Source organism: Mesorhizobium sp. WSM4821 (genome assembly GCF_055901555.1).
The window spans coordinates 3,544,532-3,562,933 of the sequence record NZ_CM148371.1 but is presented as its reverse complement, the minus strand read 5'-3'; the positions used below and the strand labels follow the sequence as shown (position 1 = coordinate 3,562,933).

Here is an 18,402-nt window from a genome sequence, read left to right as displayed (position 1 = left end):
CGCCGATTCCCTCCGGCTTCAGATCGCTAACGCAAAACATTAGCTTGCTCTTACATTAGCTTGAGCGTATATAAATAAATGGCCGGTGATCTACCCCTCCAACCGGTTAGGCTCGGCGCCAGTCCCTCCCCCCCTCAGGCTACGACGCCGGGCCGCTCGGGGTTCCGCCCGGTCCGGGACGCGCTTTGGAGTACCCCCACTGTTCCCTGTCGCGGCAGTTGAGGAGGTCGGCCGGATCGTCCGCATCTTCGATATTGATGGAGAAACACCGCTGCGCGAAATTGTTCTGGCCGGCTGAGCAGCGCCCCCGAAATCGAGCGTTTGGGTGGCGGCGAGCGCCGCTGCCCGCCTCAGCTCCGCAGCCCCGGTGCCTCCTGCCCGGTGCGCTCGACATACTCCGTATAGCCGCCGCCATAGGTGTGGATGCCCTCGGGCGTCAGTTCCAGCACCCGGTTCGACAGCGCCGCCAGGAAATGCCGGTCGTGCGAGACGAACAGCATGGTGCCCTCATACTGCGAAAGTGCTGTGATCAGCATTTCCTTGGTGGCGATGTCGAGGTGGTTGGTCGGCTCGTCCAGCACCAGAAGGTTGGGCGGCTCGAACAGCATCAGCGCCATCACCAGACGCGCCTTCTCGCCGCCCGACAGCACCCGGCATTTCTTCTCGATCTCGTCGCCGGAAAAGCCGAAGCAGCCGGCCAGCGCCCTGAGCGGCGCCTGGCCTGCCTGCGGGAAGGCATCCTCCAGCGTCTGGAACACCGTGCGCTCGCCCTCCAGCACCTCCATGGCGTGCTGCGCGAAATAGCCCATCTTGACGCTAGGCCCGCGCGCCACGGTGCCGTTGTCCGGCTCTGACGCGCCGGCCACCAGCTTCAACAGCGTCGACTTGCCGGCGCCGTTGATGCCCATCACGCACCAGCGCTCGCGGCGGCGCACCTGGAAATCCAGCCCCTCATAGATCGAGCGGCTGCCATAGCTCTTGTGGATGTTCTTCAGCGTCACCACGTCCTCGCCGCAGCGCGGCGCCGGCTGGAAATCGAACGACACCTTCTGGCGACGCTTGGGCGGTTCGACGCGGTCGATCTTCTCCAGTTTCTTCACTCGGCTCTGCACCTGGGCGGCATGCGAGGCGCGCGCCTTGAAGCGCTCGATGAAGGCGATCTCCTTGGCCAGCATCGCCTGCTGGCGTTCGAACTGCGCCTGCTGCTGCCGGTCGGCGATCGCCCGCTGCTGCTGGTAGAATTCATAGTTGCCGGAGTAGGCGGTCAGCGAGCCGCCGTCGATCTCCACCACCTTTTTGACGATGCGGTTCATGAACTCGCGATCGTGCGAGGTCATCAGCAGCGCCCCGTCATAATTCTTCAGGAACTGCTCCAGCCAGATCAGGCTTTCCAGGTCGAGATGGTTGCTTGGCTCGTCGAGCAGCATGGCGTCGGGCCGCATCAACAGGATCCTGGCCAGCGCCACGCGCATCTTCCAGCCGCCGGAAAGTTTTCCGACGTCGCCGTCCATCATCTCCTGGCTGAAGCCAAGGCCGTCCAGCACCTCGCGGGCGCGGCCGTCCAGCGCATAGCCGTCGAGCTCCTCGAAACGCGCCTGCAGATCACCATAGCGGGCGATGATGTCGTCCATCTCGTCGGCACGATCGGGATCGCCCATGGCGGCTTCGAGCTCGCGCATCTCGGCCGCCACTTCGCTCACCGGCCCGGCGCCGTCCATCACTTCGGCGACAGCGCTGCGGCCTTCCATGTCGCCGACATCCTGGCTGAAATAGCCGATGGTCACGCCGCGATCGACCGAGACCTGGCCCTCGTCGGGCTGCTCCTCGCCGTAGATCATGCGAAACAGCGTCGTCTTGCCGGCGCCGTTGGGGCCGACCAGCCCGACCTTTTCGCCCTTCTGCAGCGAGGCGGAGGCCTCGATGAAGACGATCTGCCGGCCGTTCTGCTTGCTGATGTTTTCGAGACGTATCATGCTTCCACGCGAGGCTTCAGGGGAATTTCCCCGGGCCTTACGCGATCGGCTGCGCCAGAGGAAGCCCGCAAATCATGCGGACCCGCGCCAAATTGCCCCGAAGCTGGGGCAGGTCAGCCGCCAGCGTTGCCCGCACCGCCAAAGCTGCCGGCAAATTCGGTGGTCAGCTTCTCATACTCCTCAATGGCCGGCAGCGCCTCGTAGCTGTGCACGGCCGGCGTGCTGGCCCAGGGCAGTTTCTCGCTTGTCCACGTCTCGATGAACGGCGTGAACCAGCTTGGGTCGTCGAGCATGGTCGGGCGCAGATTGACGAACCAGTCCAACCCTTCCGGCCGCGTGAACATCCAGCTCATGCAGTATGGGCAGAAGAAATGGCGCGAGGCGCCGTGCAGCCCGCCGATTTCCGGCTCTCCCTGCGTGACCGCGAACGCCTCCGAAGGAATGGCGGCGCTTAGCGAATAGGCGCTGGCCGACATACGCTGGCACCCCGTGCAATGGCAGGCCATGGTCAGCAGCGACGGCGCGGAAACCCTCACACGGACGCGCCCGCAGCGGCATCCGCCTACGGCAGGCAAGGTAAGGTTTTTCACGGGACTCCTCCAGGTCTTGCTTGCGAAACTCAGCCGCCGGTCAGCGCCTTCGTCGTCACCAGAATAACACCGGCATCGGCGAAGGCGGCATTGTGCCGGGCGATGATCTCCGGCGCGGTCTCGCTGGCGGTATCGAGCGTGCTGTGGGCGTCGCAAACCACGGTCACGCCAAGCCCCAAGGCGAAGGCACCCTTCACCGTGGCGGCCAGGCAAAAGTCGGTCTGCGCGCCAACCAGGACGACCTCGCCGGCGCCCTGCCCGGCCACCCATTCGCCAAGCGCTGCATTGCTGAAGGCGTCGCCCACGCTCTTGGCAAAGGTCGGCTCGTCGCCAGCCTGGCCGAGCGCCGGCCACACCGGCCAGCCCGGTTCGCCCGGCGCCAGCGGATCGCCCGCCGGCCCGTCATGCCTGACGAAGGCGACCTTGCGCCCGCCGCGGCGTGCCCAATCGATCAGCGCGCGGGCGCGGGCAGCAATGCCGTCGGCATCATGGATCGGTGGCTCGGCGACGCCATCGAACATGCCGGTCTGGAGGTCGATCACGACGAGCGGCGCAGTGGGCGCGGGTGTTGGTTCTGACATCTTTTTCACATAGCACGGCGGCGAGGCCGATCAAGGATCGGAATGGCGCCGTCGACGCTGAAGCTGCCGATCTCCCTTTGTGGTGGGGAGGATTGCGCGCTCAGCCAGCAACGCCGCATCCAATCCCGCCCGCGATCGCGTAGGCGCATGACCGAACGCGGCTGCCAGCGCCGATTCCGTCCACTATGAGTTTCGGGGGGCGACCCGACATTGCGAGATGGCTCTTGTGGAGTTCATCAACTCGGTACGCACCTTGGACGGCCGCCGAAGGTTCTGCCAGTAGGCGCCGATACCCTTCATCTCGTGACCGGCGCCACCACCAATCATGCCGTCCTCGGCGACGAGCATGGTCACGACCTTGACGCCGCACACGAGATTCCGGTTGGGATCGGTAATGTCGGCCTCCGATCTGAAGCCGCATCTGTATCTTTCCTCGTCGGCCAGCGAGAGCTGCAGCAGCCCTATGCTGTACCAACCCAGATCCGCTTCCCAATAGGCCGTAGCGGTGTTGTAGACGGATTCCGCACCGGTCAGGTTGACCAACAGCGTGCGCCAGAAAACCGCGCGCCCTTTTCGGTCCTGCGTCATGTAACCAGGGCAGAACGCACCAACGTCGGACGGTTCGAGAGCTGTCAGCCGTTTGTCGGCGTCGATCAGCGCCGCAAGCTTGCGCGCAACCGTCTTTCTGTCCAACTGCTGCTCCACCGCGCCTTGCGCATGGAGGCATTTTTTGGCGAAGGCCTTGGCTGCCGACTGGGTCGTGTGGCGATGAGCCAGCCATTGCGCGGTGCAGGATTGCAGGGTCCGGGCGGCCCGGGGAGCCATCGGGACCGCACCCTCGATGACGTGAGGGCCGGCACATCCCTCAATCAGGCCTGCCAGCGCAGCAGACACCACGATCGCCTGCAAAAGCCGCACGCGCAAAAGACCCTTCAGCCGAGCCGACCCGTACACTTTACACAGCCCCCTCTTGCCGATTACTCGATACTTGCCGCAGCCTGCTGGCCTTTGGCCCAACATGCCAGATCAGTGTTGTTCTGTCACCCGATGCCGCCGGTGACCGCATGGGCGCCGGCGGACCTCCTCATGTCGCACGATCGCGGTGACGATCGAGCGGTAAAAACCACGCCAGCTGTGGAGCCCCTTTGCTCGTCGGCCGGAATACGTCCAGGCCGCGCGGGCAGCACAGTCACGGTCGGAATGCCGAGATGGCGCGGCACCCGTTAGAGGCAGATACCAGATCCGTGGTCGAGCCAGATAGCCGTATCCGGGGGATCAGTGTCTGCGGCTTCCGCGCCCGGCCCATAAGTCACCCAGAGGATGTACACAAAATGTCCAACCTCCAAAACGACCACGGCAATGAACGTCCAGCCGAGAGCCTTCCAGATTGAACCCGTCGCCCAATAAGTCGAGGTCGCAACGACGGACGACATGATGAGCATGCCCACCAGGAACTGCACAACATTCATGATTTTCAGAGCCGTCCCGGAACTTACAACAGCCGAGACGCCTTCCCCCTTACCCAATACTCGATACCCATAACCCCAAACCAACATCCCATTATTTTAGCGAGTGCGCAAGTACCGTGTCGAGCAGCGGCTGCGCTGATGCAACGTCCGGTTGGCAAGTTACTTGGGTTCGGTTGTTTCTCGACGCCGCCAACGAGAGTTCGGGATGTTGGCTTGGGAGCGATGGCCAGTCCGGAATGAACTGAATTGGCGGAACCTCGGGTGCCGACGTCAGTTTAGGAAGATAGCATTAAACACTGAAAGGAGTATGAGATGAAGACGCTAACCGCCATTTTGCTTGCCACTTCTATGATCGGCCTGACGGCCGGCGCGGCAAGCGCCGCCTGCCACGACACGACCGCATCGATCGAGTCTCAATCAGGAGTCGCGAAAGACGCAACGCGTGCACCCCTTGAAGCTGACGCGAATGCCGGCAACAGGGTCGAAGGCGGCCCGGCCAACAAGGACGCCAACACCATGCCGCTTGCCAAACAGGAAGGCGGCGGGGATAAGAACCTTGCTACGTCGCAGCAGGATGCCGAGGCGCAGCAGGAAGGCGACAAGACAGCGGCGGCCAAGGCCGACCCCTGTAAGCCGGATTGACGCAGATTGAGAAGCTGGTTGAAAACGGCGCGCTGAATGCTGCCATCGGCGGTGAGATGCTCCAAGGTGGGCAAGCTGGCGGCCGTCGTCACGCCCTCTATCTCATAGTTTTCCTTGGCGACGATGCCGTCCAGCAGTCCAAGCGTAGCGCCGTTCCTGCCCGATCTATTTGCGCAGCGAGCGCCGGAATTGCTCGTCGAGCCGCTGGAACTCGGCAAACAGCCTATCGCAAGCCCGGCGACCTGCTTCGCAGCGTATAGTTCGTTCTTGGTGCCAGCTGCCTCGCCAATCCCTGCTGAGGCGTCTGCACGTTATGGCGGGGTAGGCCTGTTCAGCGGGTCTTGTGAAACTCCACTGCGTTAGCTCGTCAGCAGAAACGAACAGTTCGAAGCGGGATGAAGCAGAAACCCCGCGCAGCACTGGAGATGCCTTCACTCGCCTGATCAAATCCAGTGCGTCAGCACCGTGGAAACCGCACATCCTTGACGGGCCTTGCCCGTTGCGGTGAATGCCTTCGGCCACGCTCTGAGCGTGCGAGTTGCCGTGGAATGCGAGCATAATCGCGCCAACTACAAGAGATCTTCTCATCCGAGCTTTCCCTATCCGCCTGCTGTCTTCCGTCAGCATCTGTGCTTGCAGCAGTCCCCTCACCCAATTCCGCCCGTCACCGCATAGGCGCCGGCGACGCTTCCGTCCTCGAGGCGCACGACAGCGGTGACGATCGAGCCGTATGAGCCGCGCCAGACGCTATGGACCGACTTGTGCGTGGCGGCCGGCACAAGGGCACGCCCGGTAAAGCGCGCGCCGCTGCGGTGCATGGCGACAGCCTCGCCATTGGCATGCACCTTGACGCTGGCGGACTCGGCGCCATCGCTCAGGTCGAGCGTGATCGCTATCTCGTCCTGGCCGCCCGCATGCCGTATCTCGGCGGCAAGCGTAACGATCAACGGCGGCGCGTCGCCGGGCCGGAGAGCGCCAGGCCGGTCGGGGAAAACATCGTCGGCCAGCTCCGGCGTGCGTGGCGGGCGGATGCGGCGCCGGCCAGAGCGCTCGAAATCGCCGGCCAGCTGAAGCAGCCTGGCGTCATCATAAGCCTTGCCAGCGAAGGTAAGGCCGACCGGCATGCCGATATCGGCCATCGTGCCCATCGGCACGGTGACGGTCGGGATACCCAGATGCCGCGGCACCAGGTTGCCGTTGGCGACCCAGGTGCCGTTGCGCCACGCCAGCGCCGCGGACGCCTCGTCGACATCCGCGTTAGCCGGTCCGACATCGGCGACGGCGGGCAACACCACCGCGTCGAGTCCTTGCGCGTCCAGCCAATCCTCGAAGTCGATCCGCCGCGTCGCCTCCAGGCCCTTCAGGCCGGCCTCCAGTTCGGGGATATCGGCGAAGGGTGTCACGCCCAGCTTCGCCCGCTCGACATACTCCGCCAGATCGAAACTGTCGCCATAACGATCCGGCAGCGTGCCCGGCGGCTGCGGAAATATCTTTGGGCCGTCGACCGAGGCGAGATCGGGAATGGCCGGGTCGGCATTGGCGCGCAGGAAATCGTCCCAGGCAAAGATGCACAGGTCCCATATCTCGCGCTCGGCGAATCCTTCCGGCACCAGCCCGCGATCGACCATGTTCTTTGTGCCCGGCCGGTCGCGCTCGTAGTTGGAGACGACGGGGAAATCGACTTCGACCACCGTTGCGCAGAGCCGCCTGAGATCGGCCGCCGCTTGCTCCCACAGCTCAAGCACCGACGCGCGAGTCTGGATCGGGGCGCCAGCTTCCGTATCGCGGCCGATATACATGCGCGGCACGCCGAGCCGCATACCTTGCAGCGCGCCTTCCAGCCTGAGCCCGGTGTAGCGTGGCGGCCGCACGACCGAGCCCTTCGGCAGCGCCACCCAGGGCTGCGCGCACCAGAAATCGCCTCTCGCATCGGGGTCGTCGGCGACGATCACGTCGAGCAGTTCAAGCAGGTCCGGCACGCTGCGCGTATGCGGCACCACTACGTCCATCGTCGGCACCAGCGGCCAGTTGCCGCGCACGGAAATGACGCCGCGTGACGGCGTGTAGGCGACCAGCGCATTGTTCGACGCCGGCGCCCGGCCCGACGACCATGTCTCCTCGCCGAGCCCGAAGGCGGCGAAGCTTGCGGCGGTCGCCGTGCCCGAGCCGTTGGACGAACCGGACGCGAAGGCCGCGGTCAGATAATCGGCATTGTAGGGGCTCTCCGCCCGGCCATAGACCCCGCGCTGCATGCCGCCATTGGCCATAGGCGGCATGTTGGTGAGCCCGATCAGCACCGCGCCGCCGGCCCTCAGCCGCGCGATGGTAAAGGCGTCCTCGTTGGCCGTGAGATGTTCGAAGGCGGGCGAGCCGGCGGCGACCGTCAGGCCCGCCACCTTGTAGCTGTCCTTGGCGGTGTAGGGGATGCCGTCCAGCGGCCCGAGCGCCGCGCCGTTCCTGCGGCGCCGGTCGGACGCAGCCGCCTCCTCGAACATTTTAGGATTGAGCACGGGAATGGCATTGAGGGTGATCCCATGCCGGTCGTAATGCGCAATCCTGCGCAGGCAGGCGCCGACCAGCTCGACGCTGGTGACGGTGCCAGCCTCCAACGCCCGCCGCAGCTCCGCGATCGAAGCCTCGACTATGTGGAGATTGGTCACGAGGGTGTGTTTCCCAAGGTTGGTGACGGTTGGCGCTGTCGACGACGCTGCCGATCTTCCCCCTTGCGGGGGGTTGTCCGGCAGGACAGGTTCAAGCTCCAGCAATGAAATTGGCAGTCTCAAATCGGCCCTATCACTCCGGCGCGCCCGGGAACAACGCCACCGCATCGCCGCCGCCCGCCGGCCAGTCCCGGATGGCGCGGTCGTAGCCGCCGGTCAGGATCGTGCCGTCGGCGGCGAACGCCACCGCATAGATCGGACCGGAGCGGCTGTCGAACAGGGCGGTCTCGTTGCCGGTGTCCATGTCCCATAGCCGTGCCGTGCCGTCGAGCGAGCCGGAGAGCAGTCGCTTGCCGTCGGCCGACAGCGCCACCGCATAGACCGTGCCCGAATGGCCCTCGAGGCGGCGGACTTCGCGGCCGGTGTCGAGATCCCACTGCTTGATCGTATAGTCGCCGCTGCCGGTGATCAGATGGCGCCCGTCGGCCGTGAACACCACGCCATAGGGGCCGCGCTCATGCCCGTGCCAGCTGCGCAGCTGCTTGCCGGTGCCGATGTCCCAGAGCTTCAATGTCCCCTCGATGCTGCCGCTGACCGCGCGTGTGCCGTCCGGCGAGACGGCGACGCCGCTGATCGACCAGTCGTGCCCCGGCATCACATGCAGCACGGTGCGTCTCTCGATGTCCCAGACGATGACCCTGCCGGTGTCGTGCCCGCTGACGGCACGCTTGCCGTCGAGGCTGATCGCCAGCTTGTTGACGCCGCCGTTCTGGCCCGACGAAAACACATGCAGCACCGCGCCGTCTGAGAGCTGGCGCAGCACGATCTCGCCATCGTCGCCCGCCGTCAGCGCCCGCGCGCCGCCGGGCAGGAAAAGCGCCGTGCGCGCCATGTCGTTGTGAACGCCGAGGGTGCGGATCAGGCGCTTGCCGTCGATATCCCAGAGCTTGATCGTGTGGTCGGTGCTGGCGCTCAGGATCGAGTGCCCGTCAGACGCCACCGCCAGCCAGACGACGGGCTTGCGGTGGCCATCGGGCTGCGTCGGCCGCGGCGGCGGCGCCGGCGGCAGCGGCGCGACGGTCTGCGGCGGAGCCGGGGCCGGGGCCGGGGCCGGGGCCGGGGCCGGGGCCGGAACAGCCTCCGGCGGTGAGACAGGCGGGGCAAGCGCAACCTCGGTTGGCGAGGCAGGAGCCGGCGGTTGCATCTGTTCGGCCCCGGCGGGCTCCGCGCTCGGATCGCCGGTTTGATCGCCATTGCCGCTCTGCGGCGGCGGTTCGGCCGTCACCTCGGTCGGCGATGCAGGCGCGGCCTCGGCAGGCGCTGCCTCAGGCGTGACCGCTGCCTCAGGCGGATCCGCTGCCTCAGGCGAACCCGACGCGGCGGGCGCTTCCGGCGCAGGGGCTGGTGCGCTGGCGACGTCTTCGCCTTTCGGCGCGCCCGGCGCGGATTGCTCGGCAGTCAGGCTTTTGCCGACGTCCTGTGGCTGCCGCGACCAGGGGCCGAACTGCTCGGTCACCAGAGCCAGCACGGCAAGGAACGCAACGACGGCGAAGAGCTTCCGCAGGCGTGGTCGTCCGCCGGGTTGCGTTTCGGCAGCCCTGCCGAACAGAGGCGCCTTCGGATCGAGCGCCGACCGGTCTGGCAACAGGCCGGCCCAGAACAGTAGGGGTGCAAGCGCCGAGACAGCGCCCGCCGCCCCGAAAAAAGCCAGGCGCGCGGAGGCAAAAGCGTCGCCGGTGCCCTCGCCGCCCAGCGCGAAATACACACGTGTGAAGCAGAGCATGCCGATCGCCAGCAGCAGCACCGCGAGCAACCTGTCGGTAAACCTGTTCATCGGGCTCCCCCCCTCGGGCCGCTATCCGTCTCGTCCGCAATGATGCCGGTCAGCGCAGGGCTTGTCGATGTCCTTCTGTTTGATGGCCAATCTCCCCCTTGTGGCGGAGATTGGCCGTCCGTTCTCACCGCAACTCCACCCACACCGGCGCGTGGTCGCTGGCGCCGGGCTCGCCGCGCACCTCGCGGTCGATCCCTGCCCCGGCCAATCGGCGCGCCAGCTTCCTGCTGAGCAATATGTGATCCAGCCGCAAGCCGGCGTCGCGCGGCCAGCGGTTGCGACGATAATCCCAGAATGTGTAGAGCGTGTCCTTCGGGTGCTTCTTGCGCAGCGCGTCGGTCCAGCCCTGGGCGAGGAGTGCTGCGAACACGGCGCGGCTTTCCGGCTGCACCAGCGCGTTATCGTCATAGGAGCGGGTCGGGTAGATGTCACGCGGCTCGGGCACGACGTTGTAGTCGCCGGCCAGCACTACCGGCAGGCCGGTATCGAACAGTTCCGCGGCATGCGCGTTCAGGCGCTCGTGCCAAGCCAGCTTGTACTGGAATTTCGGACCGGGCTGCGGATTGCCGTTCGGCGCATAGAGGCAGGCGACGACGACGCCGTTGACCGCCGCCTCGATGTAGCGGGCCTGCTGGTCGCTCTCGTCGCCGGGCAGCGCCTCGCGGGTCAGCACTGGTTCGGAACCCCGCGCGAGAATGGCGACGCCGTTCCAGGTCGGCTGCCCCACGAATACCGCGCCATAACCGGCCGCGGCGAGTGCCGTGCGCGGAAACTGCGTCTGCCTTGCCTTCAGTTCCTGCAGGCAGACGATGTCGGGCTTGGCGGCGGTCAGCCAGGCCAGCAGGTTTTGCAGCCTGCTGTTGATGTTGTTGATGTTGAAGGTGGCGATCTTCATCGACAGGTCAGGAAGCGATCCTGCCCGTCCAGGCCGTCACCGCATCAGCCATCGTCTTCAGATGGTCGGCCGTGGAGAAGCCGGAGACGCTCTTGCGCGGCTTCAAATCGTGGTCGCCGTCCTCCAGCCACAGGATCTCGATTGCATCTGACAGCGCGTAGCCCGCGACCTCGTCCTTCGTGCCGAACTCGTCGCGCGAGCCCTGGCAGATCAGTGTCGGGGTCTTGAGATCGGCGAGATGCTTGGTGCGTAGTTGCTGCGGCTTGGCCGGCGGATGGAAGGGGTAGCCCAGACAAAGCAGCCCTGAAATCTCGTCCTTCGAAAACATCTCGTCGGCGATCATCGAGGCGACGCGCCCGCCCATCGACTTGCCGCCGATGATGAGCGGTCCCTTCAGGCCCTTCGCCCTGAGGTCGGCGATCGCCTTGATGTATTCGGGATTCACCGTCTCGGCGCGCGGCGGCGGCTTGCGATGGCCGTAGCGGCGGGCGGCCATGTAGTGGAATTCAAAGCGCGCGACCCGGAAGCCGGCGACAGCCAGCGCTTTGGTTGTCGTAGCCATCGAAGCCGAGTCCATCGGCGCCCCGGCGCCATGAGCGAGAAGGATGGTGATGGGGGCGGTTTCGGGGCCGTCGAGGAGGAAGGCGGTTGGCATCGGGCTTCAAACTCCAAAAGGTAGGCCCGCAACGACTATGGCCGCGCTGCACTCACGTTACAAACCTGCGACTGCAGATACTCGATCTGGGCTGTCTGATATTCGGGCCAGTTTGCCCGATCGAGACCGCCAACCCAGGAGCAAGCTGCTTCACGCCCATGAACCTGTTGCAGAAGGCAAAAGTAAGCATGATCTCGCCACGTTCCGCACAACTGCTCGTTACCGTTCATGACATCCAGCGCCGAAGACCAAGTGAACCACCGCTTGATCCACTCGCCAACCTTGCCATCCAAATCATCGACGCACTGGGCTATAAACGCACCAAGGCCCTGTTCATTCGCAACCCAGAAGACGCCTCGACCTCCAGATAAAAAGTTTCCGTCAATCCTATCGAAAGTAACTCCGAGGAATTGTTTGTTCAATTGCTCAGAACTTTTAGTTTTAAACTGCGCCGAACTTGGATCTTTAACCGCCCTGTATGACCTGGCGAATTTCTTCCATTTGAACACGGCCGAGAGTGAGCAGTCATATTCCCCGTACCGGCGATCCGCATAGCAATCGAACGCGATGCTGAAGTCCGTTGGATTGTCCTTTGAAAAGACCACGAGCCTGCCGCGGTCCGGCTTGAACCATTTCGCCCCAAGGCGCGCATGAAGTTCTTCTGAAACTGTTTTTCGAATGGTCTTGGAATCTAGCATCTGGGTCAGGACGCCGATTTCTGCGCCACCTGCAAATCGACGAACTGGATACCCTTGGCCGCCATGCGGGCCCATTCGGAGCTGGCGTCGAGTTCGAGATATCGCACCCAGCGCGACCGTGCCTCGGCGAGATTGCCGGCGTCGAACTCCAGCCGTGCCAGGTTGAACACCGCATCGGCATAGTTGGCGTCGAGTGTGATCGCCTTTTGCAGATGCCGGCGCGCCGAGGCCTCGCGGCCTTCGTCGCTCATCAGCCCGGCGAGATTGAACCAGGCCTCGACAAAGCCGGGATCGAGCTTGATGGCGCGCGCATAGTCGTGCGCCGCCTCGGCCGCATGGCCTGAAGCGCGCAGGCAGTTGGCGCGGTTGAAGGCGGCGATGGCGTCGGTCGGATCGATGGCCAGGCAGCGCCGGTAGAGTGCCGCCGCCTGTTCATGGTCTTCAGCCTCTTCCGCGGCTTCGGCGTCGGCGAACAGCTCTTCCAGCGTGTCGTCATCCGCCGACCCCAGATCGAACAGCAACTGGCCGTCGAGCTCGCTCTGGCCGTCTTCGAGATAGATCGCATCGGCGCGCCCATGCTGCGAGCCGACATTGAGCGACTTGGCGGTCAGCGAGGCGACCGGACCGGAGCGATGCACCGAGCGCGCGATCGCGCCCCATGAGGCGCCGCCGGCAACCAGCCCGGCATATTTGCGGGCCAGGATCAGGTCGCGAAACGAATAGGGTTCGCAATCATGCTCGAAGGCATCGAACAGGCTGAGAAGGTCGAGGTCGGATGCGGCCAGCCGCGACTGATCGAGAAGCGATTGCCGTGATAGGGCCGAGGCCTCAGGCGCCTTCATCAGACCGAGCAGGCGCAAAAAGCCGTTTTCGCTGATCAGCTTGTGGCCGGCCGCGCGCTCGGCCGCGACACGGCGCTCGATCTCGGCATCCCCGGCCTTGGCGAGATAAATGCGTCCGAACACCACATGGGTGGTGCGCCTGGTGACGCCGCGCCGCAACTGGCCGTGCTGGCGCTCGACCTCGCGCGCCGCCAGCCTGAGCGGGAACGCCGCCAGCGCGCCGATGGTGCCGAAGACGCTACCTGCGAGTGTTATGCCAGTAGGCGCCGTCACCCTTTGCTCTTGCCGACAGCCTTGAGAAGGTTGGCCTTGAGCGGATTTTCCTTGGCCGCCGCAGTCTTGCCCTTGGCCGCCGGCTTCGCCGCTTCATCGGCCTTGCTCTTCGACTTGGCCGGCGGCTTGGCCGATTGCGACAGGCTGGCCTTCAGCGCATCCATCAGATTGATGACGTTGCCGCGTTCGGGGGCGGCGGCGATGATCGGCTTGTGGCCCTTGAGCTTCTCGCGGATCATCGCCATCAGTGCGATCTCGTAGCGGTCCTCGTAATTCTTCGGATCGAAGGTGGTTTCCTTCTGCTTGATCAGCGCCTCGGCAAGCTGCAGCATTTCCGGGTCTGGCTTGCCGGCTGGAATGTTCCCGAAATATTCAGCCGTGCCACGCACTTCGTTGGGATTCCTCAAGGTGCAGACGAACATGCCGTTCTCGCGCGCGCCGATCGTCACCACGCGCTCGCGACTGGACAGAACCAGCCGCGCGATCGCCAGCTTGCCCGACTTGCGCATGGCTTCGCGCAGCACCGCGAAAGTCTCTTCGGCCATCGCACCATCCGGCGCCAGGTAATAGGGCGCGTCCTGGTAGATCACGTCGACCTCGCCCTCGTCGACGAAGGCCTCGATGTTCATCGTGTGATTGGATTCGATGCGCACCGCGTCGAGGTCGGTGTCATCGATGATGATGTACTGTTTGTCCTCGTATTCGTAGCCCTTGACCAGGTCCGAGCGCTCGACCAGCCCGAGCTCGGGATCGACCGGCTTCATGTTGATGCGATTATGCGTCTTCTTGTGCAGCTGGTTGAAGCTGATCCGCTCGCTCGCACTTGTCGCCGGATAGAGCCGGACCGGACAACTGACGAGACTGAGTTTGAGGTAACCTTTCCAACTTGCCCTTGGCGCCATGAAAACTCTCCTACGCGGCCGTGCACTGTCGAACTGTTTTACAGCGCTTCGTCCGGAGGACGAACGGCGCCGCGGAAATCCTACATGGCCCCTACAATACCGGCAAATCCCTAGCGAAATCTTCCATGTCCGCCCAGGGATCGCCGGAGGTGTTCAGAAGGCCAGGCAGCGAAGAATAATTCAAATCTTCCGGAGCGTCGATGGATTCCAGGTCGGACCAGCTCACCGGTGTCGAGGCCGGCAGATTGGTGCGGGCGCGCAGCGAGTAAGGCGCCGCCGAAGTGTGGCCGCGCGCATTGCGATGATAGTCTATGAAGATGCGCCGCTTGCGGTTGTCCTTGCCCATGGTGGTGGTGAAGGTGTCGGGCGCGGTGGCCGCCAATGCCGAGGAAATGGCGCTGGTGGCCTGGTGCAGCTTCCTCCAGTTCTGTTTTTGCGTCACCGGCACGGTGATATGGATGCCCTTGCCGCCCGACGTCTTCGCGAACGGCACCAGCCCCACCGCTTCCAGCCCGGCGCGGATATGCACCGCCGCCTCGACCACCTCGCGCCAGCTGACCCCCTCGCCGGGATCGAGGTCGAAGACGATCAAATCGGGCCTGTCGAGCCGCGTGCGATGGGTGCCCCAGGTGTGGAACTCGACGACGCCGAACTGCGCCAGCGCCAGATAGCCCTTGGCATCCTCGACCGACAGATAGGACTTGGTCTCGCCCTCGGAATTGGTCGTTTCGAAGGTCGCGACCGATGACGGCATGCCGGTAAAGGCATGGCGCTGGAAGAAACAGTCCTGCGGCTTGCCGGTCGGGCAGCGCACCAGCGACACCGGGCGGCCCAGAATGTGCGGCAGCATGAAGTCGCCGACCAGCGCGTAATAGACGGCGATGTCGAGCTTGGTCGGTCCGGTCTTGCCGAACAGCCGCCGCGTCGGGTTGGTCACCCAGATCGTGGCGAGGTCGGCCTCGGCGATCAGCCGCTTGCGCTTGGCTGACACCGGCGTCGACAGGCCGACATCCCTGAGCCCGCGGAACACCGCGTGGCGCAGCATGTTGTCACCGGTGCGGTTGGCGTAGTGGGTATGGGCCGAGAGCAGCGGCCGCACCCAGTTCATCTCGCGCATGATCTCGCGCGGCACGCCTTCGGGTGCGTTGGCGCCTTCGCGTAACGGTTCCAGCCGAGCCAGCAATTCGCTGGCCATCCCGGCATCGAAGCCGGTGCCGACCTTGCCGCGATAATGCAATTCGCCGTCCTCGAATTCGGCGAGACCGAGTGCGGCCAGCCCCTCGGCCGCATCGGAGACGGTATAGCCGGCGATGACGAAGTCGCCGGTCTTCAGCGCCTTGGTCTTGGTCCATGTCTTGGTGCGGCCGCTCTGATAAGTCGCCGTAGCGCGTTTGGAGACGACGCCTTCCAGCCCCATCTCGGAGGCCTGGTCATAGAGTGCCTGGCCGTCGCCTTCGACATGATCTGAGAACTGGATGGCGGAGTTGGCGCCAAGCCCGGACAGCAGTTGCGACAGCAGCGCCTTACGCCGGCCGAGCGGTGCTTTTCTCAGGTCCCAGCCGTCGAGATAAAGCAGGTCGAAGGCATAAAAGTGCAGCTTGCTGCCAGCACCTTCGGCCAGCGCGTCCTGCAAAAGGGCAAAGCGGCTGATGCCCTTGGCGTCGAGCACGACGATTTCGCCGTCGATAACGGCCTCGCGGCAGGGCAGCCTGGCCAAGGCTTGCGGCAGGTCGCCATAGCGCCTCGTCCAGTCGAGGCCGGCGCGGGTGATCAGCCGCACCTCGCCCTCGGAGAGATGCGCCATGGTACGGTAGCCGTCGAACTTGATCTCGTGCAGCCAGACTTCGCCGGTGCGGTCCGCGGGGTCATCACCGCCCGGCGGCTTCGGAATCTGCGATGCCAGCTGCGGCTCAATGCGGGCAGGCGCCGGCGCCTTGACCGCGCCGGTCAGCGCACCGGGTTTCAGCACCACCGGCTTGGCAGGTTTGGGGACTGGCTTCGGCGGCGCCACCAGCTCCTCGATGCGGCGGCCGGATTTGACGCTTTCCGGCCGGGCGGCAAGAATGTCGAGCGTTGGATCGGCCGCGAGGTCGCGCTCCTTGAACAGCAGCCAGTTCTTCTTATCGCTGTCCTCGCCCGGTTTTGGCTTCAGCCGCGTCAGCATCCAGCCGCCATTCAGCTTCTCGCCGGCCAGCCGGAACTTGAAGGCGCCGGTGCGCAGGCTCTTCTCCACGTCATCCATCGGCGCCCAGACGCCGATGTCCCAGACGATCATCGGCCCGCCGCCATATTCGCCCTCGGGAATGACGCCTTCGAAGTCGATATATTCGAGCGGATGATCCTCGGTCTCGACCGCCAGCCGCTTGTCGGCGGGGTTGAGCGACGGGCCGCGAGGCACCGCCCAGCTCTTCAGCACATCGCCGACCTGCAAACGTAAATCATAGTGGTCGGCAGTGGCATGGTGCTTGTGGACGACGAAGCGGTTGCCTTCTCCGGCAACCAGCCCGCCGGCGGGTTCCGGCGTCTTCGAGAATTCGCGCTTGGCGCGATAGGCCTTGAGCTTCGACGTCATGTCCGCATGCCAGGCGGGATGCCTCGGCCGCGCAAAAACAAGGACTTGACCCGCATCGCTTGAATCATTTTGTCAGCATGCGGCAAGCCGACGTCGTTCCTCACACAGCTCAATCGTCGATGGCCGGCGTCAGTTCAAGCTCGGCCGGCGACAGACCCTGCTGGAGCTGGCTCAGCCGGAATTCGTCGACCCAGTAGGCCTCGCCGTCGACGAGGACGCGCGCTTTGTAGGCGCCGGCGGAAAAGCTCTGTGCGGTGATGTAGACCTTGTGGCGGTCGAGCGCCCTGCGCACCGCTGCGCGCTTGGAATTTTGGCTGGTGACGGAACTGGCCATGACACGCTCATACGCACACCACCGCAGGAGAAGGCGGCTGGCACAAGGATGGCCGAGACAGACGGTCGTGTCAATTTCTGCGGCGCGCGCTGAGAATTGACACGAGCACGGCTGATTTTGAACGGTCGCGTTCTGCCACGACCATGACCGTGGCGGCAACCGCGCCAATGAAGGGTGATCCACGTCAGAGCTGTTTCCAGCTCTTCAGTGGATCACCCGCCCGCCTCGTGTCCTTCCCAAGACAGGAAACCATGTAGGCGCATTGAGGGGAATGCGTGTTGACCCAGATCAAGTGGTCAATGGTGAATGGTGAATGGTGAAAATTGCACACGAGACGGGACGACGTCACGACTAACTATATTCACTGTTCACGCGATCGTGCGGCTGGCCCAGAGCCGGGCGGCTGTGGAAATCGAGCAAGCGCTCTATATCGTCCTGGCACACGAAGTTGACACTTTCCGGAGATCTCATCCATGACCTTGAGCACACGCAAGCTGGGCAGCCAGGGGCTGCAGGTATCGGTGATCGGCCTCGGCTGCATGGGCATGAGCCAGTCCTACGGCCCGGCCGACGAGGCGGAATCGATCGCCACCTTGCACCGAGCCATCGAGCTCGGCTGCACCTTCCTCGACACGGCGGAAGTCTATGGCCCGCACACCAATGAGGCATTGCTCGGGCGTGCGCTGAAGGGCCGGCGCGACAAGGTGACGATCGCCACCAAATTCGGCTTCCGTATCGAAAACGGCAAGCAGGTCGGCACCGACCGCGACAGCCGGCCCGAGCATATCCGGGAGGCGGTGGAAGGCTCGCTCAGCCGGCTCGCCACCGACCATATCGACCTGCTCTACCAGCATCGCGTCGACCCGGCCGTGCCGATCGAGGATGTCGCCGGCGCTGTCGGCGAGCTGATCACCCAGGGCAAGGTGCGCTTCTTCGGCCTGTCGGAGGCCGGCGCCGCCAACATCCGCCGGGCGCACGCCGTGCATCCGGTGACGGCCGTGCAGAGCGAATATTCGCTGTGGGAACGCAATCTGGAGTCGGAGATCATGCCGTTGCTCAGTGAACTCGGCATCGGCTTGGTGCCGTTCTCGCCGCTCGGCCGCGGTTTCCTTACCGGCGACGTCAAGCGCGCCGAGGATTATCCCGAGGGCGACTTCCGCCGCGGCGACCCGCGCTATCAGGGCGCCAACTATGACGCTAATGTGCAGGCGGCCGGCGTTGTCCGCGACATCGCCACGGCCAAGGGCGTCAAGCCGGGCCAGATCGCCCTGGCCTGGCTGCTGCACAAGGGCGGCGACTTCGAGCTGGACATCGTGCCGATCCCCGGTACCAAGCGCCGAAAATACCTCGAGGAGAATGTCGCCGCCGCGGCGATCAAACTCGACGCAGCCGAGATGACGGCGCTGGACGACGCACTGGCGCCCGGCAAGGTCTCGGGTGAGCGCTACAACGAGCGCGTCATGGCTATGGTTGACCGGTAGG

The 18,402-nt window shown here is 64.6% G+C and carries 16 protein-coding genes; 2 read left to right on the top strand and 14 right to left on the bottom strand.

The window, feature by feature from the left end:
• Positions 1-350: 350 nt before the first annotated feature.
• From AC0NID_RS17185 to AC0NID_RS17165, 5 genes are all read right to left on the bottom strand, one after another.
• The gene (locus AC0NID_RS17185) at positions 351-1,973 is read right to left on the bottom strand and encodes an ABC-F family ATP-binding cassette domain-containing protein (protein WP_473453384.1); all 1,623 of its coding nucleotides are present in this window, start codon (positions 1,971-1,973) and stop codon (positions 351-353) included.
• A 113-nt stretch (positions 1,974-2,086) separates the two neighbouring features.
• Positions 2,087-2,563, bottom strand: a complete 477-nt coding sequence (locus tag AC0NID_RS17180; protein ID WP_473453386.1) for a GFA family protein — start codon at positions 2,561-2,563, stop codon at positions 2,087-2,089.
• 29 nt (positions 2,564-2,592) lie between these two features.
• Positions 2,593-3,144 carry an isochorismatase family protein gene (locus AC0NID_RS17175; RefSeq protein ID WP_473453388.1) on the bottom strand — a complete coding sequence of 184 codons (552 nt, stop codon included), beginning with the start codon at positions 3,142-3,144 and terminating at the stop codon, positions 2,593-2,595.
• Positions 3,145-3,327: 183 nt separating this feature from the next.
• The gene (locus AC0NID_RS17170) at positions 3,328-4,164 is read right to left on the bottom strand and encodes a hypothetical protein (protein ID WP_473453390.1); all 837 of its coding nucleotides are present in this window, start codon (positions 4,162-4,164) and stop codon (positions 3,328-3,330) included.
• A 203-nt stretch (positions 4,165-4,367) separates the two neighbouring features.
• Positions 4,368-4,613 (bottom strand): hypothetical protein, encoded by a 246-nt coding sequence (locus tag AC0NID_RS17165; protein WP_473453392.1) that lies wholly within the window; start codon positions 4,611-4,613, stop codon positions 4,368-4,370.
• Positions 4,614-4,925: 312 nt separating this feature from the next.
• Here AC0NID_RS17165 and AC0NID_RS17160 point away from each other — a divergent pair, with 312 nt between their 5' ends.
• Complete coding sequence (locus AC0NID_RS17160; RefSeq protein ID WP_473453394.1) at positions 4,926-5,255, top strand: hypothetical protein; 330 nt, start codon at positions 4,926-4,928, stop codon at positions 5,253-5,255.
• A 647-nt stretch (positions 5,256-5,902) separates the two neighbouring features.
• Here the strand turns inward: AC0NID_RS17160 and AC0NID_RS17155 are convergent.
• The 9 genes from AC0NID_RS17155 to AC0NID_RS17115 all read right to left on the bottom strand — a co-directional run bounded on the left by AC0NID_RS17155 (position 5,903) and on the right by AC0NID_RS17115 (position 16,920).
• Positions 5,903-7,915 (bottom strand): amidase, encoded by a 2,013-nt coding sequence (locus tag AC0NID_RS17155; RefSeq protein WP_473453396.1) that lies wholly within the window; start codon positions 7,913-7,915, stop codon positions 5,903-5,905.
• Between the two features lie 133 nt (positions 7,916-8,048).
• Positions 8,049-9,749 (bottom strand): WD40 repeat domain-containing protein, encoded by a 1,701-nt coding sequence (locus AC0NID_RS17150; RefSeq protein WP_473522299.1) that lies wholly within the window; start codon positions 9,747-9,749, stop codon positions 8,049-8,051.
• A gap of 124 nt (positions 9,750-9,873) precedes the next feature.
• A complete protein-coding gene (locus AC0NID_RS17145) occupies positions 9,874-10,644 on the bottom strand; it encodes an exodeoxyribonuclease III (protein ID WP_473453400.1) in 771 nt (256 codons plus the stop codon).
• 7 nt (positions 10,645-10,651) lie between these two features.
• Positions 10,652-11,299: an alpha/beta hydrolase family protein gene (locus AC0NID_RS17140; RefSeq protein ID WP_473453402.1), complete on the bottom strand. Its 648-nt coding sequence runs from the start codon at positions 11,297-11,299 to the stop codon at positions 10,652-10,654.
• A 35-nt stretch (positions 11,300-11,334) separates the two neighbouring features.
• Positions 11,335-11,997, bottom strand: a complete 663-nt coding sequence (locus AC0NID_RS17135) for a hypothetical protein (protein WP_473562960.1) — start codon at positions 11,995-11,997, stop codon at positions 11,335-11,337.
• A gap of 5 nt (positions 11,998-12,002) precedes the next feature.
• Complete coding sequence (locus AC0NID_RS17130) at positions 12,003-13,094, bottom strand: tetratricopeptide repeat protein (RefSeq protein ID WP_473454028.1); 1,092 nt, start codon at positions 13,092-13,094, stop codon at positions 12,003-12,005.
• 14 nt (positions 13,095-13,108) lie between these two features.
• Entirely contained in the window at positions 13,109-14,014 is a 906-nt protein-coding gene (gene ku, locus AC0NID_RS17125; RefSeq protein WP_145719105.1) for a non-homologous end joining protein Ku, read from the bottom strand.
• A 91-nt stretch (positions 14,015-14,105) separates the two neighbouring features.
• Positions 14,106-16,586, bottom strand: coding sequence for a DNA ligase D (gene ligD / locus AC0NID_RS17120; RefSeq protein WP_473453405.1), 2,481 nt, complete (start codon positions 16,584-16,586; stop codon positions 14,106-14,108).
• A gap of 109 nt (positions 16,587-16,695) precedes the next feature.
• On the bottom strand, positions 16,696-16,920 hold the full coding sequence (locus tag AC0NID_RS17115; protein ID WP_473453407.1) for a hypothetical protein: 225 nt from the start codon (positions 16,918-16,920) through the stop codon (positions 16,696-16,698).
• 473 nt (positions 16,921-17,393) lie between these two features.
• Between AC0NID_RS17115 and AC0NID_RS17110 the strand changes: the two genes are divergently transcribed.
• A complete protein-coding gene (locus AC0NID_RS17110) occupies positions 17,394-18,401 on the top strand; it encodes an aldo/keto reductase (RefSeq protein WP_473453409.1) in 1,008 nt (335 codons plus the stop codon).
• Position 18,402 lies beyond the last annotated feature (1 nt).

Excerpts from the sequence above, each read along its gene's own strand:
- AC0NID_RS17185 (WP_473453384.1), bottom strand. The coding sequence starts at position 1,973 with ATGATACGTCTCGAAAACATCAGCAAGCAGAACGGCCGGCAGATCGTC.
- AC0NID_RS17175 (WP_473453388.1), bottom strand. The coding sequence starts at position 3,144 with ATGTCAGAACCAACACCCGCGCCCACTGCGCCGCTCGTCGTGATCGAC.
- AC0NID_RS17170 (WP_473453390.1), bottom strand. The coding sequence starts at position 4,164 with ATGTTGGGCCAAAGGCCAGCAGGCTGCGGCAAGTATCGAGTAATCGGC.
- AC0NID_RS17165 (WP_473453392.1), bottom strand. The coding sequence starts at position 4,613 with ATGAATGTTGTGCAGTTCCTGGTGGGCATGCTCATCATGTCGTCCGTC.
- AC0NID_RS17160 (WP_473453394.1), top strand. The coding sequence starts at position 4,926 with ATGAAGACGCTAACCGCCATTTTGCTTGCCACTTCTATGATCGGCCTG.
- AC0NID_RS17150 (WP_473522299.1), bottom strand. The coding sequence starts at position 9,749 with ATGAACAGGTTTACCGACAGGTTGCTCGCGGTGCTGCTGCTGGCGATC.
- AC0NID_RS17145 (WP_473453400.1), bottom strand. The coding sequence starts at position 10,644 with ATGAAGATCGCCACCTTCAACATCAACAACATCAACAGCAGGCTGCAA.
- AC0NID_RS17140 (WP_473453402.1), bottom strand. The coding sequence starts at position 11,299 with ATGCCAACCGCCTTCCTCCTCGACGGCCCCGAAACCGCCCCCATCACC.
- AC0NID_RS17135 (WP_473562960.1), bottom strand. The coding sequence starts at position 11,997 with ATGCTAGATTCCAAGACCATTCGAAAAACAGTTTCAGAAGAACTTCAT.
- ku (WP_145719105.1), bottom strand. The coding sequence starts at position 14,014 with ATGGCGCCAAGGGCAAGTTGGAAAGGTTACCTCAAACTCAGTCTCGTC.
- ligD (WP_473453405.1), bottom strand. The coding sequence starts at position 16,586 with ATGACGTCGAAGCTCAAGGCCTATCGCGCCAAGCGCGAATTCTCGAAG.
- AC0NID_RS17115 (WP_473453407.1), bottom strand. The coding sequence starts at position 16,920 with ATGGCCAGTTCCGTCACCAGCCAAAATTCCAAGCGCGCAGCGGTGCGC.
- AC0NID_RS17110 (WP_473453409.1), top strand. The coding sequence starts at position 17,394 with ATGACCTTGAGCACACGCAAGCTGGGCAGCCAGGGGCTGCAGGTATCG.